Raw genomic sequence first — 17,606 nt, 5'->3', positions numbered from 1 at the left:
GCCGCGGTGTCTCCAGAGCCCTGTCCGAGACTTGTACGTCTTTGACCAATGGGCAGTTCAGGCATTCCAGCACGTCGACCTGCGCGATTCCAAACACTCGGAATCCGAGATTCCGGACGCCGGATGCCCTAGATAAAACGGTCATAAAGAGCGAGCCCCGCCAAAAGGCGGGGCTTTTGTGAGCGCAGCGGTACCGACCGACCGCGCGGTGTGTCGGTACCACCGAATTTCTCTGTCGAAACGTTATGAACACCGGGGCCGACCGTGTCAAACGCCACAGCCGGCACCCGGTGATCTACGGCAACTGCCGTATGGTGCCGCGGACTTGATCTACCGCAGGCGGGCCATGAGGGCATGTTCCACCAGCGTGATCAGCGCGCTCTTCGCGTCCGCCCGGTGTCGGGCGTCCGTGGTGATGATCGGGGTGTCGGGGCCGATCTGCAGCGCCTCGCGCACCTCGTCCGGCGTGTACGGCTGGTGCCCGTCGAAGCCGTTGAGGGCGATGACGAAGGGCAGGCCGCTGTTCTCGAAGTAGTCGACCGCGGGGAAGCAGTCGGCCAGGCGCCGGGTGTCCACGAGCACCACCGCGCCGATCGCGCCGCGGACCAGGTCGTCCCACATGAACCAGAAGCGGTCCTGGCCCGGCGTACCGAAGAGGTAGAGGATCAGGTCCTGGTCGAGGGTGATACGGCCGAAGTCCATCGCCACCGTGGTGGTGGTCTTGTCCCCGGTGTGGGTGAGGTCGTCGATGCCCGCGGACGCGGAGGTCATGACGGCCTCCGTGCGCAGCGGGTTGATCTCCGAGACGGCGCCCACGAACGTGGTCTTGCCGACGCCGAAGCCGCCCGCCACCACGATCTTCGCGGAGGTGGTCGCCCGCCCCCCGTCAGAGCTTGCGAAGTCCACTGAGCACCCTTTCGAGCAGTGTCACGTCCGGCGCGCCGCCGTTGTTCTCGTCGCCACCCGGCTGGTGGATCGCGACGAGTCCGGCCTCGGCGAGGTCCGCGACGAGAATCCGGGCCACACCGAGCGGCATGGCCAGCAGCGCCGACACCTCGGCCACCGACTTCACCTCGCGGCACAGGTGGCAGATCCGCTGGTGCTCCGGCAGCAGTCCCATCAGCTGGGCCGGGTCGGCCGTGGTGCTGATCAGCGCCTCGATCGCGAGCTGATAGCGCGGCCGGGTCCGGCCGCCCGTCATCGCGTACGGACGGACCAGCGGCTGGTCGCCCTCGTCCCCGTACGGCTCGGCGTACGGATCGTGAGAGGCGGTGGGCGGGGTCATGAATCCTCCGGGCGGGACAGCAAGTCGGTCGGGCTAGCCGTCTGACGGGGCCGGTGGGGGGACTGTGGCGGCCTGACGGTGATTTCGTGAGGTGGGTGGTACCGGGGCCGGTCAGTGGAGCAGACTGCCCTGGAGTTCGGCGCGCAGGTCGGGCGTGAGTACCGCGCCCGCGCGGTCGACCAGGAGCGCCATCTCGTAGCCGACGAGGCCGATGTCGCACTCGGGGTGGGCGAGCACGGCGAGGGACGAGCCGTCCGAGATGGACATCAGGAACAGGAAGCCGCGTTCCATTTCGACGACGGTCTGTGCCACGGTGCCGCCCTCGAAGATCCGGGAGGCTCCTGCCGTCAGCGACGTGAGCCCGGAGGCCACGGCCGCCAACTGGTCGGCGCGGTCACGGGGGAAGCCCTCCGACAGCGCCAGCAGGAGACCGTCGGCGGACACGACGACGGTGTGGGACACCCCGGGGGTGTTGTCCACGAAGTTGGTGATCAACCAGTTGAGGTTCTGTGCCGCCTGGCTCATCGGGCTCAACTAACGCTCCTGCTGGTGAGTGGGGCTGGGGAAGCTGCCGGTCTGGCCGGTACCGGCCTGGCGACCCTGGGCGATGCCCCGTCGGAGATTGGTCAGCCGACCGCGCACGTCGTCGGGCGCACGCGAGACCTGCGGACCGCTGTGGTGCTGTTGCTGCTGGGCCGTGCCCGGCACGAGGTTCGCGCGCGGGACCCGGCGCGGCAGGCCGGAGGTGGTGACCCCGCCCGAGGCGGGCTGCCGCACGCGCTCGGCCTGGCGGACGAGCTCGTCGTTCGGGGAGGTCCGCCAGGCCGGGCCGGCCGGGCCGGCCGGACGCTGGGGACCCGGGGAGGGCTGCTGCTGCGGAGCCTGCTGAGGCGCGGAGCCGTTGCTCTGCTGCCGTTCGCGGAACCAGTTGGTCTCGAGCGTGTCGTACAGCGGCGTACGCCCGTCTCCGGGACCCGCCGCCGGCGGCAGCGCCTCGGGCTCCTGGCGGCGCTGAGGCTGCTGGGGGACGGGCGGCCGGGAGGCGCCGTACGCCTCACCGCCCGCCTGCGGACGCTCGAACTGCCCGGTGGCCGAGGGGTCCTGGTGGTTGCCGAAGCCCGGGGCCGCGAACTGGCCCGTGCCGGAGCCGTCGTAGCCCTGCTGCGCGAACTGGCCGGTCGTGGCCGGGTCCTGGGCCCGGCCGGGCGCCGGGAAGCGGCCCGTGTCCTGGCCCTGTCCCGGCGCCGGGAAGCGGCCCGGGGCGCCGCCCTGGCCCGGGGCGCCGAAGACGTCCGAGCGGACGAACTGCCCGTTGTCCGGGGAACCCGCGGCGGGGCGCGGCGAGTTGAAGTCCGGCCGCGGGAACTCCTGGCGGTCGTCCACGCGCGGGATCTCCGCCGTCGAGCCGGGGCCCTGACGGTCGTCGATCCGCGGCATGGGAGAGGTCGAGGTCAGCGCGTCCGGCTCCTCGTGGCCGCGGGGGGCGTCCAGCGAGGCGCGCGGCACCGGCGGCTGCGCGTTCTCGTCGCTCCAGCTCGGCGTGCGCTGCTGCGAGCCGGCACCGGGCAGCTCCGGCCGCGGTCCGCCACGCCCGGGCAGCTGCGGACGGCGACGGCCACCCCGCTCCTTGGGCTGCGGCGACTGCTGCTGCGGCTGTTGCGGCGGTACGGGGGCGCTGTCGCCGAAGCCGGCCGGGCGCAGGCCCGGGCCGCCGTCACCGAAGCCGCCCTGCCGGGAACCGGGCTCCTGGAAGGCCTGGGCCGCCTGCATCCCCTGCGGACCGCCCTGTCCGAAGCCACCGGCTCCCGCGCCCGCCGGGGCCGGCCGGCCCTGCGGGGAGACGGGGGCCTGCGGTGCGCCGGGACCACCGGGACGGCCACCGGGGAAGGCGCCGGGCAGCGCGGCGCGCGGGCCCTCACCGGCGCCCACCTGCCCACGCTGCGGGCCGGCGTCGAGACCCGGGCCGCCGGCGGGCCGGCTGCCCTGCTGCGCCTGGCGTCGGGCCGCGGCCGCGCCAGCGGCGGCCTGCGCTGCGGCCGGGCCACCGCTGTGCGGGGCGCCCTGGCCCGGCTTGCCCGGGGCGGGCTTCTTGCCGCCCTGGGCGACGTCGACCGGGAGCATGACCAGCGCGGTCGTACCACCGGAGTCGGAGGGGCGCAGCTGGATGCGGATGCCGTGGCGCTGCGAGAGGCGGCCGACCACGAACAGACCCATGCGGCGGGAGACGGAGACGTCCACGGTGGGCGGCGAGGCGAGCCGTTCGTTGATCGCCGCGAGGTCCTCCGGCGACAGACCGATGCCGGTGTCGTGGATCTCGATGAGCACGCGGCCGTCGGGCAGCGCGTGACCGGTGACCTTGACCTTGGTCTGCGGCGAGGAGAACGAGGTGGCGTTCTCCAGCAGCTCGGCGAGCAGGTGCACGAGGTCGTTGACGACCCGGCCGGCGACCTCGGTGGCCGGGACCGCGGCCAGCTCGATGCGCTCGTACTGCTCCACCTCGGACGCGGCGGCGCGGAGCACGTCGACCAGCGGGACCGGGCGGGTCCAGCGGCGGCCGGGCTCCTCACCCGCGAGGACGAGGAGGTTCTCACCGTTGCGGCGCATACGCGTCGCCAGGTGGTCGAGCTTGAACAGCGAGGACAGCTGGTCCGGGTCGGCCTCGCGGGACTCCAGCTCGGAGATCAGCGACAGCTGGCGCTGGATCAGACCCTGGGAGCGGCGCGAGAGGTTGGTGAACATCGCGTTGACGTTGCCCCGCAGCAGGGCCTGCTCGGCGGCGAGGCGGACCGCCTCGCGGTGCACGTCGTCGAAGGCCGCGGCCACCTGGCCGATCTCGTCCCGGGAGTGCACACCGACCGACTCCACGGACGTGTCGACGTCCTGCGGGTCGGACTCGGACAGCTGCTTGACCAGCTCGGGCAGGCGTTCCTGGGCGACCTTGGTCGCGGTCTCCTGCAGTCGGCGCAGCGAGCGGATCATGGAGCGGGCCACGACGAAGGCGCCGACCAGGGACACGCCGAGGACGAGCAGGATCAGCGCACCGGAGATGATCGCCTCACGCTGCGAGGCGTTCTTCAGCTCGCGGGCCTTCTGCTCCATCTGCTCCAGGAGCGTGCCCTCGATGCTCTTCATCTGCTGGATCTTGGTCGAGTCGTCGTCGATCCAGTCCTTGTACGAGCGCTTGTCCTGCGACTGCAGGCCGTTGGCGCTCTTCAGCACGCGACCGGCGTACTGGTCGGCGGCCTCGATGGTCGGGCTGCCCTGGTCGATCGGCTTCGTCAGGTCCTCGGCGCCGTCGCCGTAGATGCTGCGGAAGCTGTCCAGCTCGGAGTCCTGGCTCTCCAGGGCGGAGAGGGCGTACTGGCGGTCGTTCTCGGAGAGCTGGCCGAACGTGGTGTTGCTCGCGGGCAGGGCCGCCGCGATGACCGCGCGCTGCACGGACGCGTACTCCTTGGCGGTGGAGAAGGCCGCCAGGGCGCGGGTGCGCTGGATCATCTCCGGGTTGCTGGTGGCCTCCGCCATGTCCTGGGACAGGCTGAGCAGGCCGGTGATCAGACGGTGGTAGGCCTCGACCGTCTGGGTGGAGTTCTTCGGGTCCTTGTAGGCGTTGGCGCGTATCGCGCTGAGGTTGTTCAGCTCGCTCGCGATGCCGACGATGCTGTCGCGCACACCCGAGAGCTGGCCGCTGCCGGAGGCGTCGCCGATCTCCTGGGTGCCCTCCAGGAAGGCGGAACGGGCGCGGTTGGTCTTGTCGCGGACGCCCTTGACCGTGTAGTCGTTCGCGTCCGCGCCGTGGGCGAGGGGGCCCGCGGACTGGTCGCGCTCCTCCTGGAGCGCCTCCGCCAGCTGCGTGGCCTGCGTGGTCATGTCCGTCAGCAGCTTCATGTTGTCCAGCTGCTGGATCTGGTCCATGTTCTCGCTGATGCGCAGGGCACCGAGCGAGGTCGCCGCGACGACGGGGAGCGCCAGCAGCGACACCAGACGCGTGGAGATGCGCCAGTTGCGCAGCGCCATGCGGGAGCCGGGGTCGGTTGGGGGAATGCTGCTCTTGGGCGCCGGGGGCGGCGTGGGTGACGTGCCGAGCGTGGACGCGCCGGTGCGCCCGGGCCGCTCGGGGCCGCCGGCAGCCGGTGCCGGTCCCGGGTTCTGGGCGCGCTGGGGCGAGGAACCGCGGTCGGTCCCGCCGTGCGGCTCCGGCTCCGCCGAAGCGCTGCCATCCCTCTTGAAACGTCCCTGCACTAGCGTCGCAACCTCTGGACCAGGCGTCCCTCCGCACGAGCGGTGGGACGGTGTCGGCGTCGTGGGGGGCGCCCTGAATACGCTCCCCGGGTGGTCGTGAGTGACCGGCGCTGGCTCCCCCTTCCCGCCGCTTTTCGGCGCTGCGTTGCGCCCCCTGTGCGCCGGTGCGATCCCGCGGCGGTCCGTGGAATTCCAGCACAGTGCCGGATCTCCAACAAGGCCGACGGGCCAGCGTGTGACCTCCGTGACACCTTGTGAGGATTGCGTCACCCGACGTAGAGAGTGATCCCGTACATAACGGGCGTAAGCGGACGAGGCGCCGGCATGCGCGTGGTGTCCCAGTCGCCATGATCAGGAGCGGAATGCGGGCTTCAATGGAGCAATGTCCGTTTCATTGAAGGGGATTGATGGCGGCGATTGCCCCTTTTGTCTGTCGGTCAGTGAGCAAACTCACACGGTGATCAGACCCTCTTCGGGGCTTTGCGTGGGAATTGGATGTTTAGCCTGACGCTTTACAGGGATGGCGAATCCGACAACCCGCGCCCCGGCGACGGCCCTTGAGGCCCGCCCGGCGCCCGCAACGACGAGGTCAACGACAACAGTGAAGACCACGATGATGTTCCGCACCATAGCCAACCCGCGGCGGACGACGCTGGCGCACATCGCCGAGGCCGACGAGCTGCAGGTGCCGGCGACACCGGAACACTCCGTCGACCTTCCCACCCAGACCGCCAATCCCAAGCGCACCGTCCTCATGGAGGTCCCGGCCCAGGCCTCCGTCGCGCAGTAGTACGCACTGTGGGCGCCGCACGCTCAACGGAGGCGCCTGCCACGCGGAACCCACGCCCGTGCCACGGGTGAGTCCCGCGCGGCAGGCGAGGTGTCGGTCACGGCACGTGGCGGCACACCCGCATGGAGCCCCCGGATGCCCCGCGTGCGCGGTGCCGGATCCAGGGGCGCGCGGTCAACGGCCTCTCACCTCTGACCCGGGCGGATGATCGTCTCCCGGCGCGAGCCGCCGATGGCGCACGGGACCGGTGGCGGGCGCGCGGTGGCGCCCCGCCGATCACGTAGGGAACCCGGTGGCGCCCGTAAAGCGCGAGGTCCCCACCCCTTGCCGCGTTAGCCTGGAGCGTCAGACTCCAGCCAGCTCAGTTAAGGGGCGCAAGGATCCCGTGCGCATCGCCAGATTCTCCATCGACGGGAACGTCGCCTTCGGTGCGGTCGAGGGTGACAAGCCGGACGAGCTCGTCCTCGACATCATCAAGGGCATCCCGTTCGCGGACTTCGAGCTCTCCGGCACCAAGGTCCCGCTGAGCAAGGTCAGGCTGCTGCCGCCCGTGCTCCCCAACAAGGTCGTGGCCTTCGGCCGCAACTACGCCGAGCACGCGCGCGAGCTGGGCAACGAGGTCCCCGACGCCCCGTTCGCCTTCTTCAAGCCGTCCACCTCGGTGATCGGTCCCGGCGACGAGATCGCCTACCCCTCCTTCTGCCAGGAACTGCACCACGAGGCCGAGCTGGCCGTGGTGATCGGCCGCATGTGCCGCGAGGTCCCGCGCGAGCGCGTCAAGGACGTGATCCTCGGCTACACCTGCGCCAACGACGTCACCGCCCGCGACGTCCAGCGCCGTGAGAAGCAGTGGGCCCGGGCCAAGGGCTTCGACACCTCCTGCCCGCTCGGCCCCTGGGTGGAGACCGACCTCGACCCGAGCGACCTCACCATCCAGCTCACGGTCAACGGCGAGCAGCGCCAGCTCGGCCGCACGAGCGAGATGATCCACCCGATCGAGGATCTGATCGTCAACATCTCCGAGGCCATGACGCTGCTCCCCGGCGACGTGATCCTCACGGGCACCCCCGCAGGGGTCGGCCCCCTCAACGTCGGCGACGAGGTCGCCGTCACCATCGAAGGCATCGGCACTCTCACCAACAAGGTGATCAAGCGTGGCTAACGGCTCCGTCCGCGTACGTTTCTGTCCGTCCCCGACCGGCAACCCCCACGTGGGCCTGGTCCGCACCGCCCTGTTCAACTGGGCGTTCGCCCGCCACACCGGCGGCACGTTCGTCTTCCGCATCGAGGACACGGACGCGGCCCGCGACTCCGAGGAGTCGTACGTCCAGCTTCTGGACTCGCTGCGCTGGCTGGGCTTCGACTGGGACGAGGGCCCCGAGGTCGGCGGCCCCCACGCGCCGTACCGCCAGTCCCAGCGGATGGACCTCTACAAGGACGTCGCGAACAAGCTCCTGGACGGCGGGTACGCCTACCACTGCTACTGCACCACGGAGGAGCTGGACGCCCGCCGCGACGCCGCCCGCGCCGCCGGGAAGCCGTCCGGGTACGACGGGCACTGCCGTGACCTGACCGCCGAGCAGGTGGCGGCGTACGAGGCCGAGGGCCGCACGCCGATCGTCCGCTTCCGCATGCCCGACGAGCCGATCACCTTCACGGACCTGGTCCGCGGCGAGCTGACCTTCACGCCGGAGAACGTGCCGGACTACGGCATCGTCCGGGCCAACGGCGCCCCCCTCTACACGCTGGTGAACCCGGTCGACGACGCCCTGATGGAGATCACCCACGTCCTGCGCGGCGAGGACCTGCTCTCCTCCACGCCGCGGCAGATCGCCCTGTACAGGGCGCTGATCGAGCTGGGCGTCGCCAAGGCCGTGCCCGAGTTCGGCCATCTGCCGTACGTGATGGGCGAGGGCAACAAGAAGCTGTCCAAGCGCGACCCGCAGTCGTCGCTGAACCTCTACCGCGAGCAGGGCTTCCTGCCCGAGGGCCTGCTCAACTACCTCTCCCTGCTGGGCTGGTCGCTCGCGCCCGACCGCGACATCTTCTCGATCGACGAGATGGTCGCCGCCTTCGACATCACGGACGTGAACCCCAACCCGGCCCGCTTCGACCTGAAGAAGGCCGAGTCGATCAACGCCGACCACATCCGGCTGCTGGACGTGAAGGAGTTCACCGAGCGCTGCCGGCCGTGGCTGAAGGCCCCGTTCGCCCCGTGGGCGCCGGAGGACTTCGACGAGGCGAAGTGGCAGGCGATCGCGCCGCACGCACAGACCCGCGTCAAGGTCCTGTCCGAGATCACCGACAACGTCGACTTCCTGTTCCTCGCGGAGCCGGTGTTCGACGAGGCGAGCTGGACCAAGGCGATGAAGGAGGGCTCCGACGCCCTGCTGAGCACGGCCCGCGCCAAGCTCTTCCAGGCCGACTGGAGCAGCCCGGAGTCGCTGAAGGAGGCCGTGCTGGCGGCCGGCGAGGAGCACGGCCTCAAGCTCGGCAAGGCCCAGGCCCCGGTCCGCGTGGCGGTCACCGGCCGCACGGTCGGCCTGCCGCTCTTCGAGTCCCTGCAGGTCCTGGGCAAGGAGAAGACAATCGCCCGCATCGACGCGGCGCTGGCGAAGCTGGCGGCGTGAGCACGCCGAAGGGGCGGCACCCGGAGTCCGGGTGCCGCCCCTTCGGCGTACGTCAGGCGGCGTCGTTCTCGTCGATCAGGTAGTGGCTCTCGTCGAAGATCTCCAGGACGACGACGACCATGATCGCGCCCGCCACCATGTACTCGAGTACGACGCCGGGAGCCACGTAAGCCTTGCGCAGATGCTCGTCCGGGCCGAGCTGGGCGGTAGCCGTCTTGTGGAACGGGTCACGGGCCAGTATGCGCAGCGCCTTGTCCAGCTGAGCCCGGCGCTCCGCGGGCAGGGCGTCGTACGTCGCACGGGCCTCGACGGTGAACTGGACGCGGTACTCGGTCATGGCTGTGGCTCGGTCTTTCGCTCGTCGGTTCCACCACGCTACGACATCCGCGGGCGACCGAAGACTGGAAAACGGCAGAGGCGTCACCGGTCCGAGTTACTGTCGGGCCATGAGTATTCGGGCCGTGGTCTGGGACGTCGACGACACCCTCTTCGACTACACCACCGCCGACCGTGTCGGCATGCGTGCCCACCTGGCGGCCGAGGGTCTGCTGAGCGGCTTCGCGACCGTCGAGCAGGCCCTCGCGCGCTGGCGTGAGATCACCGACGTCCAGTGGGCGCGCTACGCGGCCGGGGAGGTCTCCTTCGAGGGGCAGCGCCGCGACCGGGTGCGGGTCTTCCTGGGCGAGGAGCTCAGCGACGACGAGGCCGACGCCTGGTTCCAGCGGTACCTGGGCCACTACCAGGCAGCCTGGGCGCTCTTCCCCGACGTCCTGCCCGTCCTCGACGCCCTCGCCGCCAGCCACCGACACGCCGTGCTGTCCAACTCCAGCGTCCACGTCCAGGAGCACAAACTCCGCACGCTCGGTGTACGCGACCGCTTCGAGGCCGTCCTGTGCGCAGCCGAGCTCGGCATCTCCAAGCCGGACGCCAGGGCCTTCCGCGCCGCCTGCGACGCCCTGGGGCTCGCCCCCCACCAGGTGGCGTACGTCGGCGACCACCCGGAGATCGACGGGCGCGGCGCCGCCGAGGCGGGTCTGCTGTCGGTCTGGATCTGCCGTGACACGGCGCTCATCAGCGGTGACGCCATCGAGGGCCCCCACCGGATCTCGTCCCTCGCCGAACTACCCGCGATCCTGTGCGCCGATACCCGTTTTGGAGCGCCGTCCACCTTCAGGTAATGTTCTTCCTGCGCCGCGGGGAGCGGGCCGGAAGGCCGGAACTCCTAAGCGCAGAACTAGAACAAGATCCCCGCAGGGGCTTGCGTTCCAGTGGCCTATGGTGTAATTGGCAGCACGACTGATTCTGGTTCAGTTAGTCTTGGTTCGAGTCCAGGTAGGCCAGCTCGCAGAGCTCATCTGCACCCGCGGATCCCATCCGCAAGCCCCCGTTGTGTAGCGGCCTAGCACGCTGCCCTCTCAAGGCAGTAGCGCCGGTTCGAATCCGGTCGGGGGTACGGATCCTTCCAGGATCACATGGGCCCCCGTTGTGTAGCGGCCTAGCACGCCGCCCTCTCAAGGCGGTAGCGCCGGTTCGAATCCGGTCGGGGGTACTGAAAGGTCTAAACCACCTTTGGTCTATGGTGTAATTGGCAGCACGACTGATTCTGGTTCAGTTAGTCTTGGTTCGAGTCCAGGTAGACCAGCTGATCTGCGGAAACGTATGATCTACGCCCCCGTTGTGTAGCGGCCTAGCACGCCGCCCTCTCAAGGCGGTAGCGCCGGTTCGAATCCGGTCGGGGGTACACAGTCAAAAGGGCCCTCCCTCGGGAGGGCCCTTGTCCGTGCGTCACTTCCCGCTGAACCGGCGGCGTGACTCCTCCGCCTTCGCCAGCCGGCGCAGACCGAGCAGCACCGGCTCGTACGGCACGGTCAGTGCCACGGCGGCCTCCACCTGCTCGTCCGGCGTCCCGTAGCGCTCCACCAGGTCCAGGTCGGTGACCGCGATCCGCTCCATCGCGCGGGCGTAGGGTTCCAAGTCCTCGACGGCGCAGGGACAGCCCAGCCGGGACAGCGTGGTGATCGCGGTCACCGGCATCCCGTACGCGGGTGCCGTCGGCTCTCCGGACGGGCCGGGCGTGGCACCGTAGTTCCAGCCGAGCCGGTCCGGAAGCGCGTCGGCGGTGCGCCGGGCCGCCTCGGTGGCCGGGTCCCCCTCGTCCGGCGCCGGACCGTGCGGCAGGGCCCACACGGCAGTGCCCAGGCGCTCGTTCCGGTCCAGGTCCTGGTCCCGGAGGGCGGCCGGCACCTGCCGGGCCGAGTTCACCGGGACCCGGCCCACCTGGATCAGCGCCCGCACCAGCCGCAGCCGCCGCAGGTGCTCCTCGTCGTACTCGGCCTGCTTGGCCGTGATCCGGCGGCCGGCGTGCAGCAGCCCTTAGCGCAGGTAGTACGTGATCGTCGCCGTGGAGACCCCGCTGCGCGCGCTCAGCTCCGCCAGTCGCATCCCGTCCCGCACCGACTTTCCTCTTGCGCCCCTATTGGGCAGTGTTACTATCCAATCAGGATAGTCAAGCTATCCAATGACCGGGCCGGATGAGGACCGAGTGGGGGCGATCATGAGCGGAAAGCCGATCGAGGGGCGCACGACGGCCGCGAGCGAGGACGGGGTGGTCGTCTTCCACGTCGGGATGCGCATCAACAGCTTTGCGGCGGTGCGCAGTTGGTGGCCGGTGGTCAGGGCCATGGGGCCGATGCTCGCGGAGCTCGAACGGGACGAGGGCAGCGGACTGCTCGGCTACAAGTCCCTGTTGGGCGGGGTGCGCGAGCTGTACCTGGTCCAGTACTGGGAGTCGAAGGAGAAGCTCCTGGCCTACGCGGCCGCCCCGGACAAGAACCACCGGCCGGCCTGGGCCGCCTTCAACCGGCGGCTGCGCGAGGGGAAGGGGAAGGTCGGCTTCTGGCACGAGACCTACGTCGTGCCGGCCAGCTCCCATGAGGCGGTCTACATGAACATGCCCGAGTTCGGCCTGGGCAGGGCCATTGGTGTCGTGCCGGTCGGCCGCCGAGGCGACCGGGCCGCCGACCGGCTGCAGCTCTCCTGAGAGCCTCGTGACGAGAGTGTCGTCCGTACGTCGAAGGGGAGCCGGAGGGGCCTGCCGCGGCGTTGAGGCCGGTCCCTCCTCCCCGGGTGACGTCCGGGACGGTCAGCCCGAGCGGCGCAGCGCCTCGGACAGGCGGGCGGCGGCGTCGATGACCGCCTGGGCGTGCATACGGCCCGGGTGGCGGGTCAGGCGCTCGATGGGGCCGGAGACGGACACCGCGGCCACGACGCGGTTCGAGGGGCCGCGTACGGGCGCCGAGACCGACGCCACGCCCGGCTCGCGCTCGCCGATGGACTGGGCCCAGCCGCGGCGCCGTACGCCCGACAGGGCCGTCGCCGTGAAGCGGGCGCCCTGCAGGCCGCGGTGCAGCCGCTCGGGCTCCTCCCAGGCCAGCAGGATCTGCGCGGAGGAGCCGGCCTTCATCGTGAGCGTCGAGCCGACCGGGACCGTGTCCCTGAGGCCGGACAGGCGCTCCGCCGCGGCCACACAGATGCGCATGTCACCCTGGCGCCGGTAGAGCTGCGCGCTCTCGCCCGTGACATCGCGGAGGTGGGTCAGCACCGGGCCCGCCGTCGCCAGCAGGCGGTCCTCGCCCGCCGCCGCGGCCAGCTCGGCCAGCCGGGGGCCGAGAATGAAACGGCCCTGCATGTCGCGCGCCACCATACGGTGGTGCTCAAGCGCCACGGCGAGGCGGTGCGCCGTGGGTCGTGCCAGTCCGGTGGCGCCGACCAGGCCCGCGAGGGTGGCCGGACCGGACTCCAGAGCGCTCAGGACGAGGGCCGCCTTGTCCAGAACGCCGACGCCGCTACTGTTGTCCATGCAACGATACTCGCGTCTCACTCTGTGAAACGCAAGTTCAATTTTTCGTGGAACGCGCCACCCTGGATGTCACAGCGGCCCGCAGACCGACGGGCCCGGCGGTGAACGCCCGGAAAACCAGGGGTACGGGCGCCACCACTCCCCAAGATCTCTAGTTGGGTCGGTGCAGTCTTTGCCGGCCGGAGGGAAAGCGATGGGTAGGACACTCGCGGAGAAGGTCTGGGACGACCATGTCGTCCGGCGCGCCGAGGGCGAGCCCGACCTCCTCTACATCGATCTGCACCTGCTGCACGAGGTGACCAGCCCGCAGGCCTTCGACGGGCTGCGCAAGAGCGGCCGCCGGGTGCGCAGGCTCGACCTCACCATCGCGACCGAGGACCACAACACCCCCACCCTCGACATCGACAAGCCCATCGCGGACCCGGTCTCCCGCGCCCAGCTGGAGACGCTGCGCAAGAACTGCGCGGAGTTCGGCGTCCGCCTGCACCCGCTGGGCGATGTCGAGCAGGGCGTCGTGCACGTCGTCGGCCCCCAGCTGGGCCTGACCCAGCCCGGCACGACGGTCGTCTGCGGCGACTCGCACACCTCCACGCACGGCGCCTTCGGCGCGCTGGCCTTTGGTATCGGCACCTCGCAGGTCGAGCACGTGCTGGCCACCCAGACGCTGCCGATGGCCCGCCCGAAGACCATGGCGATCACGGTCGACGGCGAGCTGCCCGAGGGCGTCACCGCCAAGGACCTGATCCTGGCGATCATCGCGAAGATCGGCACCGGCGGCGGCCAGGGCTACGTCCTGGAGTACCGCGGCTCGGCCATCGAGAAGCTCTCGATGGAGGCCCGGATGACCATCTGCAACATGTCCATCGAGGCCGGCGCCCGCGCGGGCATGATCGCCCCCGACGACACCACCTTCGCCTACCTCAAGGGCCGCCCGCACGCCCCCGAGGGCGCCGACTGGGACGCCGCGGTCGAGTACTGGAAGACGCTGCGGACCGACGACGACGCCGAATTCGACGCCGAGGTCCACATCGACGCCTCCGCGCTCTCGCCGTTCGTCACCTGGGGCACCAACCCCGGCCAGGGTGCGCCGCTTTCGGCGTCCGTCCCCGACCCGGCTTCGTACGAGGACGCTTCGGAGCGCCTGGCCGCCGAAAAGGCCCTGGAGTACATGGGGTTGGAGTCGGGGCAGCCGCTGCGGTCCATCAAGGTGGACACCGTCTTCGTAGGTTCCTGCACCAACGGCCGCATCGAGGACCTGCGCGCCGCCGCCGCGATCCTGAAGGACCGCAAAGTCGCCGACGGTGTACGGATGCTCGTCGTTCCCGGTTCCGCGCGCGTGGGCCTGCAGGCCGTCTCCGAGGGCCTGGACGTGGTCTTCAAGGAGGCCGGCGCCGAATGGCGGCACGCGGGCTGCTCGATGTGCCTCGGCATGAACCCCGACCAGCTGGCCCCCGGTGAGCGCTCCGCGTCCACCTCCAACCGCAACTTCGAGGGCCGGCAGGGCAAGGGCGGCCGTACGCACCTGGTATCCCCGCAGGTCGCCGCCGCCACGGCCGTCCTCGGTCACCTGGCGTCCCCCGCCGACCTGTCCGACGTCGACACTCGTACGCCCGCTGGAGTCTGAGAGTCATGGAAGCATTCACCACGCACACCGGCCGGGCCGTCCCGCTGCGCCGCAGCAACGTCGACACCGACCAGATCATCCCCGCCCACTGGCTCAAGAAGGTCACGCGGGACGGGTTCGAGGACGGGCTGTTCGAGGCCTGGCGCAAGGACCCGGAGTTCGTGCTCAACCGCCCCGAGCGGCAGGGCGCCACGGTGCTGGTCGCCGGCCCCGACTTCGGCACCGGCTCCTCCCGTGAGCACGCCGTCTGGGCGCTGCAGAACTACGGCTTCAAGGCGGTCATCTCCTCCCGCTTCGCCGATATCTTCCGCGGCAACTCGCTCAAGAACGGGCTGCTGACGGTCGTCCTCGAGCAGAAGATCGTCGACGCGCTGTGGGAGCTCACGGAAAAGGACCCCACTGCTGAGGTCACTGTGGACCTTGAGGCTCGTGAGGTTCGTGCGGAGGGCATCACCGCCGCCTTCGAGCTGGACGAGAACTCCCGCTGGCGGCTGCTGAACGGCCTCGACGACATCTCCATCACGCTGCAGAACGAGGCCGACATCGCCGCCTACGAGGCGCGCCGCCCCTCGTACAAGCCGAAGACGCTGCAGGTCTGACACCCGGCCCCGGCGCAAGGCTGGTTTCGGCCATCGCTGCACCGCTCTGTACCCCCAATCGTGGACGGTTGGGGGTACAGCCATATCTGCCCCGAGAAGGTCCCGCGGGGCACTGCCAAGGTCATCAACTGCCGCAGTTACAGAGGTCATTGCGTGGGTACCCGAACTCTGACCCCGCGATGGGCCGCGGTGCCCGGGCGCCCTCCGGGGCGCGGCAGTTGCCCCCAGCGGGGGCGACAACTCGCCCCAGATGGCACAATCTGTGCATGGACAACGACGGCCAACTCCAGCTCTATACGGCGGTCGCGGGCCAACTCAAGGAAGCGCACGCAAGGGTGCGCACACTGCAAGTCCCGGAGGGCGTACGGATGGCGCTGACCCGGAAGCTGCTGGTCATCACGGCCGCAGCCAAGCACGATCCCGCCGAAGCGGCCCGGCGTCTGGAGCGGTTCATGGGTGACCTCGACGAGGAGCGCATCCCCGAAGAGGAAGTCTGAGGCGGCCGAGTCTGTTGCGGCACAAGGGTGATAAGCCCGTTTCGTGTTTGATTTGCGGTATATATCTGCCTAACGTGCGAAAAAGCTTGAACACTTTCGTTCCGGCGATGTCTCCGAAGGGGAAGACGTGAACAAGGCGCAGCTCGTAGAAGCGATTGCCGACAAGTTGGGTGGCCGCCAGCAGGCCGCCGATGCTGTCGATCATGTCCTGGACGCCATCGTCCGCGCTGTCGTCGCGGGCGAGCGGGTCTCGGTCACCGGCTTCGGTTCGTTCGAGAAGGTCGAGCGTCCGGCCCGTTACGCCCGCAACCCCCAGACCGGCGAGAGGGTTCGGGTCAGGAAGACCTCCGTGCCGCGCTTCCGCGCGGGCCAGGGCTTCAAGGACCTGGTGAGCGGCACGAAGAAGCTCCCGCGCGGTGGCGAGGTGGCCGTCAAGAAGGCGCCCAAGGGCAGCCTGTCCGGTGCACCGCCCACCATCGCCAAGGCTGCCGGCAAGAAGGCCGCGGCGAAGAAGACCACGGCGGCGGCCACGAAGAAGGCCGCGGCGAAGAAGGCGCCCGCCAAGAAGACCACGGCCGCGGCCGCCAAGAAGGCCGCGGCGAAGAAGGCGCCCGCCAAGAAGACCACGGCGGCGGCCGCCAAGAAGGCCGCGGCCAAGAAGACCACCACGAAGAAGGCGGCGGCGAAGAAGGCCCCGGCCAAGAAGGCTCCGGCCAAGAAGTCGACGGCACGGAAGACCACCGCCAAGAAGACCACCGCCCGCAGGTAACCGGGGCGCACGGGCACTACTCACGCGCCGGGCCGGGCTCCAGCAGGAGCCCGGCCCGCGGTGTGTTCAGAACGTGTGCAGGGTCACCAGCGTGATCCGCCGGCCCTCACCCTCGCCCTCCGTCTCGATCCGCACCCGCTGACCGGGCCGCAGCAGTCGCAGCCCGCCCGCGTCGAACGCCGCCGCGTCGAAGGGGACCGGGGTGCCGTCGTCGAGCAGCACCTGTCCGGTGCGGGTGTCGGGGTCGTAGGTGTACGCGGTCGCCTGCATGACCGCAGCCTATCGGCGCCGGTGGACGGCGAGCCGGGCGGCAGCGGCCGACCAGGCAAGCCGGGGCCCGGTGCGCCTGCGGGTACGAGGGGGTGCCACGGCGCCCGGAGCGGCACAGCGGCGGCTCCACCACGGTGCACGAGGCCCGACGAGTCGCTCCGGCCGGCCGTCCGCCTCCGTACGACGCACGCGGTCCGGCCGCGGGGTGCGGACGGCGGCTGCCCGACAGAGGCATCCCGACAGAGGCATCCCGCCAGGGCCCGCCAAACCGCGAAGCCGCCGCAGGCACCCGTCAGCCCCCCGGCTGCCCGGGAATCAGCAGCCGGGCCGTCGCCGCCGTCGTGCGCGGGCCCACGCCCAGGGACAGGGCCGCGCGCAGGTCGTCGCCCGTGTCCACGTCCTGGCGCACCGAAGCCACCTCGTCGAGCGCGAGCTCCACCGCTCCCGACGCGCGGTGCCGTGCCCGGGAATCAGGGCCGAAGGCCGGCCGCAATTCCCCGCCGGGTGCGGCGGCCAGCAGCGTCGTACCGATTCCGGCGGCGTCCGGCAGAAAAGCGCGCGGGAATTCCGTGGCCGCATCCAGGACCCGGGCCAATTCCACGGGCCGCAGCGCCGGAAGATCCGCGTTGAGCGCCGCCACCGCACCGCGCGGGCGCAGCGCCCTGACGGCGGCCGCACCGTGCGTGAGCGCGGCGTTCAGACCGCCCGCCGGCTCGTCCGGCACGATCCGGGCACCCAGGGCCGCCAGCTCCCGCCCCGCGACCGGGTCGTCCGTGACGACCGCCACATCACGCACCGCCGCACACGCCAGCGCCGCGGACACCGTGTCCTGCGCGAAGGCCAGCGCCAGTCCCGGACGCACCGCGTCCCCCGCCGTGTCCGAGAGCCTGCTCTTGGCCCGCGCCAGGGCCTTCACGGGTACGACCACAGTCCACTGCACGAGCGCTCCGTCCCTGTCCTCGTCGCGCCCATTGTCACCCGCCCCCTGGAGAACATGTGCGAAGCCCGACGCAGCGCGGTCGTCGGAGACAGGCGGGCGTACGG

At 70.6% G+C, this 17,606-nt stretch carries 17 protein-coding genes, 5 tRNA genes and 1 pseudogene; 14 read left to right on the top strand and 9 right to left on the bottom strand.

Annotation, left to right across the window (positions count from 1 at the left end; translation table 11 throughout):
• Nucleotides 1–330 precede the first annotated feature (330 nt).
• From ACFYZJ_RS22185 to ACFYZJ_RS22170, 4 genes are all read right to left on the bottom strand, one after another.
• Entirely contained in the window at nt 331–906 is a 576-nt protein-coding gene (locus ACFYZJ_RS22185; protein ID WP_054219273.1) for an ATP/GTP-binding protein, read from the bottom strand.
• Nucleotides 887–1,285, bottom strand: coding sequence for a DUF742 domain-containing protein (locus ACFYZJ_RS22180; protein WP_103838060.1), 399 nt, complete (start codon nt 1,283–1,285; stop codon nt 887–889). Before ACFYZJ_RS22180 ends, ACFYZJ_RS22185 begins: the two co-directional genes overlap by 20 nt.
• A gap of 111 nt (nt 1,286–1,396) precedes the next feature.
• Nucleotides 1,397–1,810, bottom strand: coding sequence for a roadblock/LC7 domain-containing protein (locus tag ACFYZJ_RS22175; RefSeq protein ID WP_103838061.1), 414 nt, complete (start codon nt 1,808–1,810; stop codon nt 1,397–1,399).
• A gap of 9 nt (nt 1,811–1,819) precedes the next feature.
• Nucleotides 1,820–5,524 carry a nitrate- and nitrite sensing domain-containing protein gene (locus tag ACFYZJ_RS22170; RefSeq protein WP_388570612.1) on the bottom strand — a complete coding sequence of 1,235 codons (3,705 nt, stop codon included), beginning with the start codon at nt 5,522–5,524 and terminating at the stop codon, nt 1,820–1,822.
• A 601-nt stretch (nt 5,525–6,125) separates the two neighbouring features.
• On the opposite strand from ACFYZJ_RS22170, the gene ACFYZJ_RS22165 reads away from it, so the two are divergent.
• The 3 genes from ACFYZJ_RS22165 to gltX all read left to right on the top strand — a co-directional run bounded on the left by ACFYZJ_RS22165 (nt 6,126) and on the right by gltX (nt 8,944).
• Entirely contained in the window at nt 6,126–6,314 is a 189-nt protein-coding gene (locus ACFYZJ_RS22165; protein ID WP_388570610.1) for a hypothetical protein, read from the top strand.
• A 385-nt stretch (nt 6,315–6,699) separates the two neighbouring features.
• Nucleotides 6,700–7,476: a fumarylacetoacetate hydrolase family protein gene (locus ACFYZJ_RS22160; RefSeq protein WP_388570609.1), complete on the top strand. Its 777-nt coding sequence runs from the start codon at nt 6,700–6,702 to the stop codon at nt 7,474–7,476.
• A complete protein-coding gene (gene gltX, locus ACFYZJ_RS22155) occupies nt 7,469–8,944 on the top strand; it encodes a glutamate--tRNA ligase (RefSeq protein ID WP_388570607.1) in 1,476 nt (491 codons plus the stop codon). The genes ACFYZJ_RS22160 and gltX overlap by 8 nt, the downstream gene beginning before the upstream one ends.
• Before the next feature lie 52 nt (nt 8,945–8,996).
• On the opposite strand, the gene ACFYZJ_RS22150 is transcribed toward gltX, so the two are convergent.
• Nucleotides 8,997–9,281, bottom strand: a complete 285-nt coding sequence (locus tag ACFYZJ_RS22150) for a type II toxin-antitoxin system RelE/ParE family toxin (protein WP_388570605.1) — start codon at nt 9,279–9,281, stop codon at nt 8,997–8,999.
• A 109-nt stretch (nt 9,282–9,390) separates the two neighbouring features.
• On the opposite strand from ACFYZJ_RS22150, the gene ACFYZJ_RS22145 reads away from it, so the two are divergent.
• From ACFYZJ_RS22145 to ACFYZJ_RS22120, 6 genes are all read left to right on the top strand, one after another.
• A complete protein-coding gene (locus tag ACFYZJ_RS22145; protein ID WP_388570604.1) occupies nt 9,391–10,122 on the top strand; it encodes an HAD family hydrolase in 732 nt (243 codons plus the stop codon).
• A 91-nt stretch (nt 10,123–10,213) separates the two neighbouring features.
• Nucleotides 10,214–10,285, top strand: a tRNA-Gln gene (locus ACFYZJ_RS22140).
• A gap of 39 nt (nt 10,286–10,324) precedes the next feature.
• Nucleotides 10,325–10,397: transfer RNA gene (locus ACFYZJ_RS22135), tRNA-Glu, on the top strand.
• A 23-nt stretch (nt 10,398–10,420) separates the two neighbouring features.
• A tRNA-Glu gene (locus tag ACFYZJ_RS22130) sits at nt 10,421–10,493 on the top strand.
• 21 nt (nt 10,494–10,514) lie between these two features.
• Nucleotides 10,515–10,586: transfer RNA gene (locus tag ACFYZJ_RS22125), tRNA-Gln, on the top strand.
• Nucleotides 10,587–10,612: 26 nt separating this feature from the next.
• A tRNA-Glu gene (locus ACFYZJ_RS22120) sits at nt 10,613–10,685 on the top strand.
• 44 nt (nt 10,686–10,729) lie between these two features.
• On the opposite strand, the pseudogene ACFYZJ_RS22115 reads toward ACFYZJ_RS22120, so the two are convergent.
• A pseudogene (locus ACFYZJ_RS22115) lies at nt 10,730–11,386 on the bottom strand (MerR family transcriptional regulator).
• A gap of 112 nt (nt 11,387–11,498) precedes the next feature.
• Between ACFYZJ_RS22115 and ACFYZJ_RS22110 the strand changes: the two are divergent.
• Complete coding sequence (locus tag ACFYZJ_RS22110) at nt 11,499–11,984, top strand: DUF4188 domain-containing protein (RefSeq protein WP_388570603.1); 486 nt, start codon at nt 11,499–11,501, stop codon at nt 11,982–11,984.
• Between the two features lie 102 nt (nt 11,985–12,086).
• Here the strand turns inward: ACFYZJ_RS22110 and ndgR are convergent, their stop codons facing one another.
• Nucleotides 12,087–12,803, bottom strand: a complete 717-nt coding sequence (gene ndgR / locus ACFYZJ_RS22105) for an IclR family transcriptional regulator NdgR (RefSeq protein ID WP_023546516.1) — start codon at nt 12,801–12,803, stop codon at nt 12,087–12,089.
• A 193-nt stretch (nt 12,804–12,996) separates the two neighbouring features.
• On the opposite strand from ndgR, the gene leuC reads away from it, so the two are divergent.
• The 4 genes from leuC (at nt 12,997) to ACFYZJ_RS22085 (ending at nt 16,292) form a co-directional block, all read left to right on the top strand.
• Complete coding sequence (gene leuC, locus ACFYZJ_RS22100) at nt 12,997–14,427, top strand: 3-isopropylmalate dehydratase large subunit (protein ID WP_388570602.1); 1,431 nt, start codon at nt 12,997–12,999, stop codon at nt 14,425–14,427.
• Nucleotides 14,428–14,432: 5 nt separating this feature from the next.
• Nucleotides 14,433–15,026, top strand: a complete 594-nt coding sequence (leuD, locus tag ACFYZJ_RS22095; RefSeq protein ID WP_388570601.1) for a 3-isopropylmalate dehydratase small subunit — start codon at nt 14,433–14,435, stop codon at nt 15,024–15,026.
• 266 nt (nt 15,027–15,292) lie between these two features.
• Nucleotides 15,293–15,523 carry a hypothetical protein gene (locus ACFYZJ_RS22090; protein ID WP_103838071.1) on the top strand — a complete coding sequence of 77 codons (231 nt, stop codon included), beginning with the start codon at nt 15,293–15,295 and terminating at the stop codon, nt 15,521–15,523.
• A 127-nt stretch (nt 15,524–15,650) separates the two neighbouring features.
• Nucleotides 15,651–16,292: an HU family DNA-binding protein gene (locus ACFYZJ_RS22085; protein WP_388570599.1), complete on the top strand. Its 642-nt coding sequence runs from the start codon at nt 15,651–15,653 to the stop codon at nt 16,290–16,292.
• 66 nt (nt 16,293–16,358) lie between these two features.
• On the opposite strand, the gene ACFYZJ_RS22080 is transcribed toward ACFYZJ_RS22085, so the two are convergent.
• Together ACFYZJ_RS22080 and cofC are read right to left on the bottom strand one after the other, a co-directional pair.
• The gene (locus ACFYZJ_RS22080) at nt 16,359–16,562 is read right to left on the bottom strand and encodes a hypothetical protein (RefSeq protein WP_388570598.1); all 204 of its coding nucleotides are present in this window, start codon (nt 16,560–16,562) and stop codon (nt 16,359–16,361) included.
• Nucleotides 16,563–16,854: 292 nt separating this feature from the next.
• Complete coding sequence (gene cofC, locus ACFYZJ_RS22075) at nt 16,855–17,502, bottom strand: 2-phospho-L-lactate guanylyltransferase (protein WP_388570597.1); 648 nt, start codon at nt 17,500–17,502, stop codon at nt 16,855–16,857.
• Nucleotides 17,503–17,606: the final 104 nt, after the last annotated feature.

Source organism: Streptomyces sp. NPDC001848 (genome assembly GCF_042891915.1).
GTDB lineage: Bacteria > Actinomycetota > Actinomycetes > Streptomycetales > Streptomycetaceae > Streptomyces.
Note: the sequence above shows the minus strand (reverse complement) of the source record. Positions and strands in the feature narration are given on the sequence as shown.

Excerpts from the sequence above, each read along its gene's own strand:
- ACFYZJ_RS22110 (WP_388570603.1), top strand. The coding sequence starts at position 11,499 with ATGAGCGGAAAGCCGATCGAGGGGCGCACGACGGCCGCGAGCGAGGAC.
- ACFYZJ_RS22150 (WP_388570605.1), bottom strand. The coding sequence starts at position 9,281 with ATGACCGAGTACCGCGTCCAGTTCACCGTCGAGGCCCGTGCGACGTAC.
- ACFYZJ_RS22080 (WP_388570598.1), bottom strand. The coding sequence starts at position 16,562 with ATGCAGGCGACCGCGTACACCTACGACCCCGACACCCGCACCGGACAG.
- ndgR (WP_023546516.1), bottom strand. The coding sequence starts at position 12,803 with ATGGACAACAGTAGCGGCGTCGGCGTTCTGGACAAGGCGGCCCTCGTC.
- ACFYZJ_RS22180 (WP_103838060.1), bottom strand. The coding sequence starts at position 1,285 with ATGACCCCGCCCACCGCCTCTCACGATCCGTACGCCGAGCCGTACGGG.
- ACFYZJ_RS22175 (WP_103838061.1), bottom strand. The coding sequence starts at position 1,810 with ATGAGCCAGGCGGCACAGAACCTCAACTGGTTGATCACCAACTTCGTG.
- leuD (WP_388570601.1), top strand. The coding sequence starts at position 14,433 with ATGGAAGCATTCACCACGCACACCGGCCGGGCCGTCCCGCTGCGCCGC.
- leuC (WP_388570602.1), top strand. The coding sequence starts at position 12,997 with ATGGGTAGGACACTCGCGGAGAAGGTCTGGGACGACCATGTCGTCCGG.
- ACFYZJ_RS22090 (WP_103838071.1), top strand. The coding sequence starts at position 15,293 with ATGGACAACGACGGCCAACTCCAGCTCTATACGGCGGTCGCGGGCCAA.
- ACFYZJ_RS22145 (WP_388570604.1), top strand. The coding sequence starts at position 9,391 with ATGAGTATTCGGGCCGTGGTCTGGGACGTCGACGACACCCTCTTCGAC.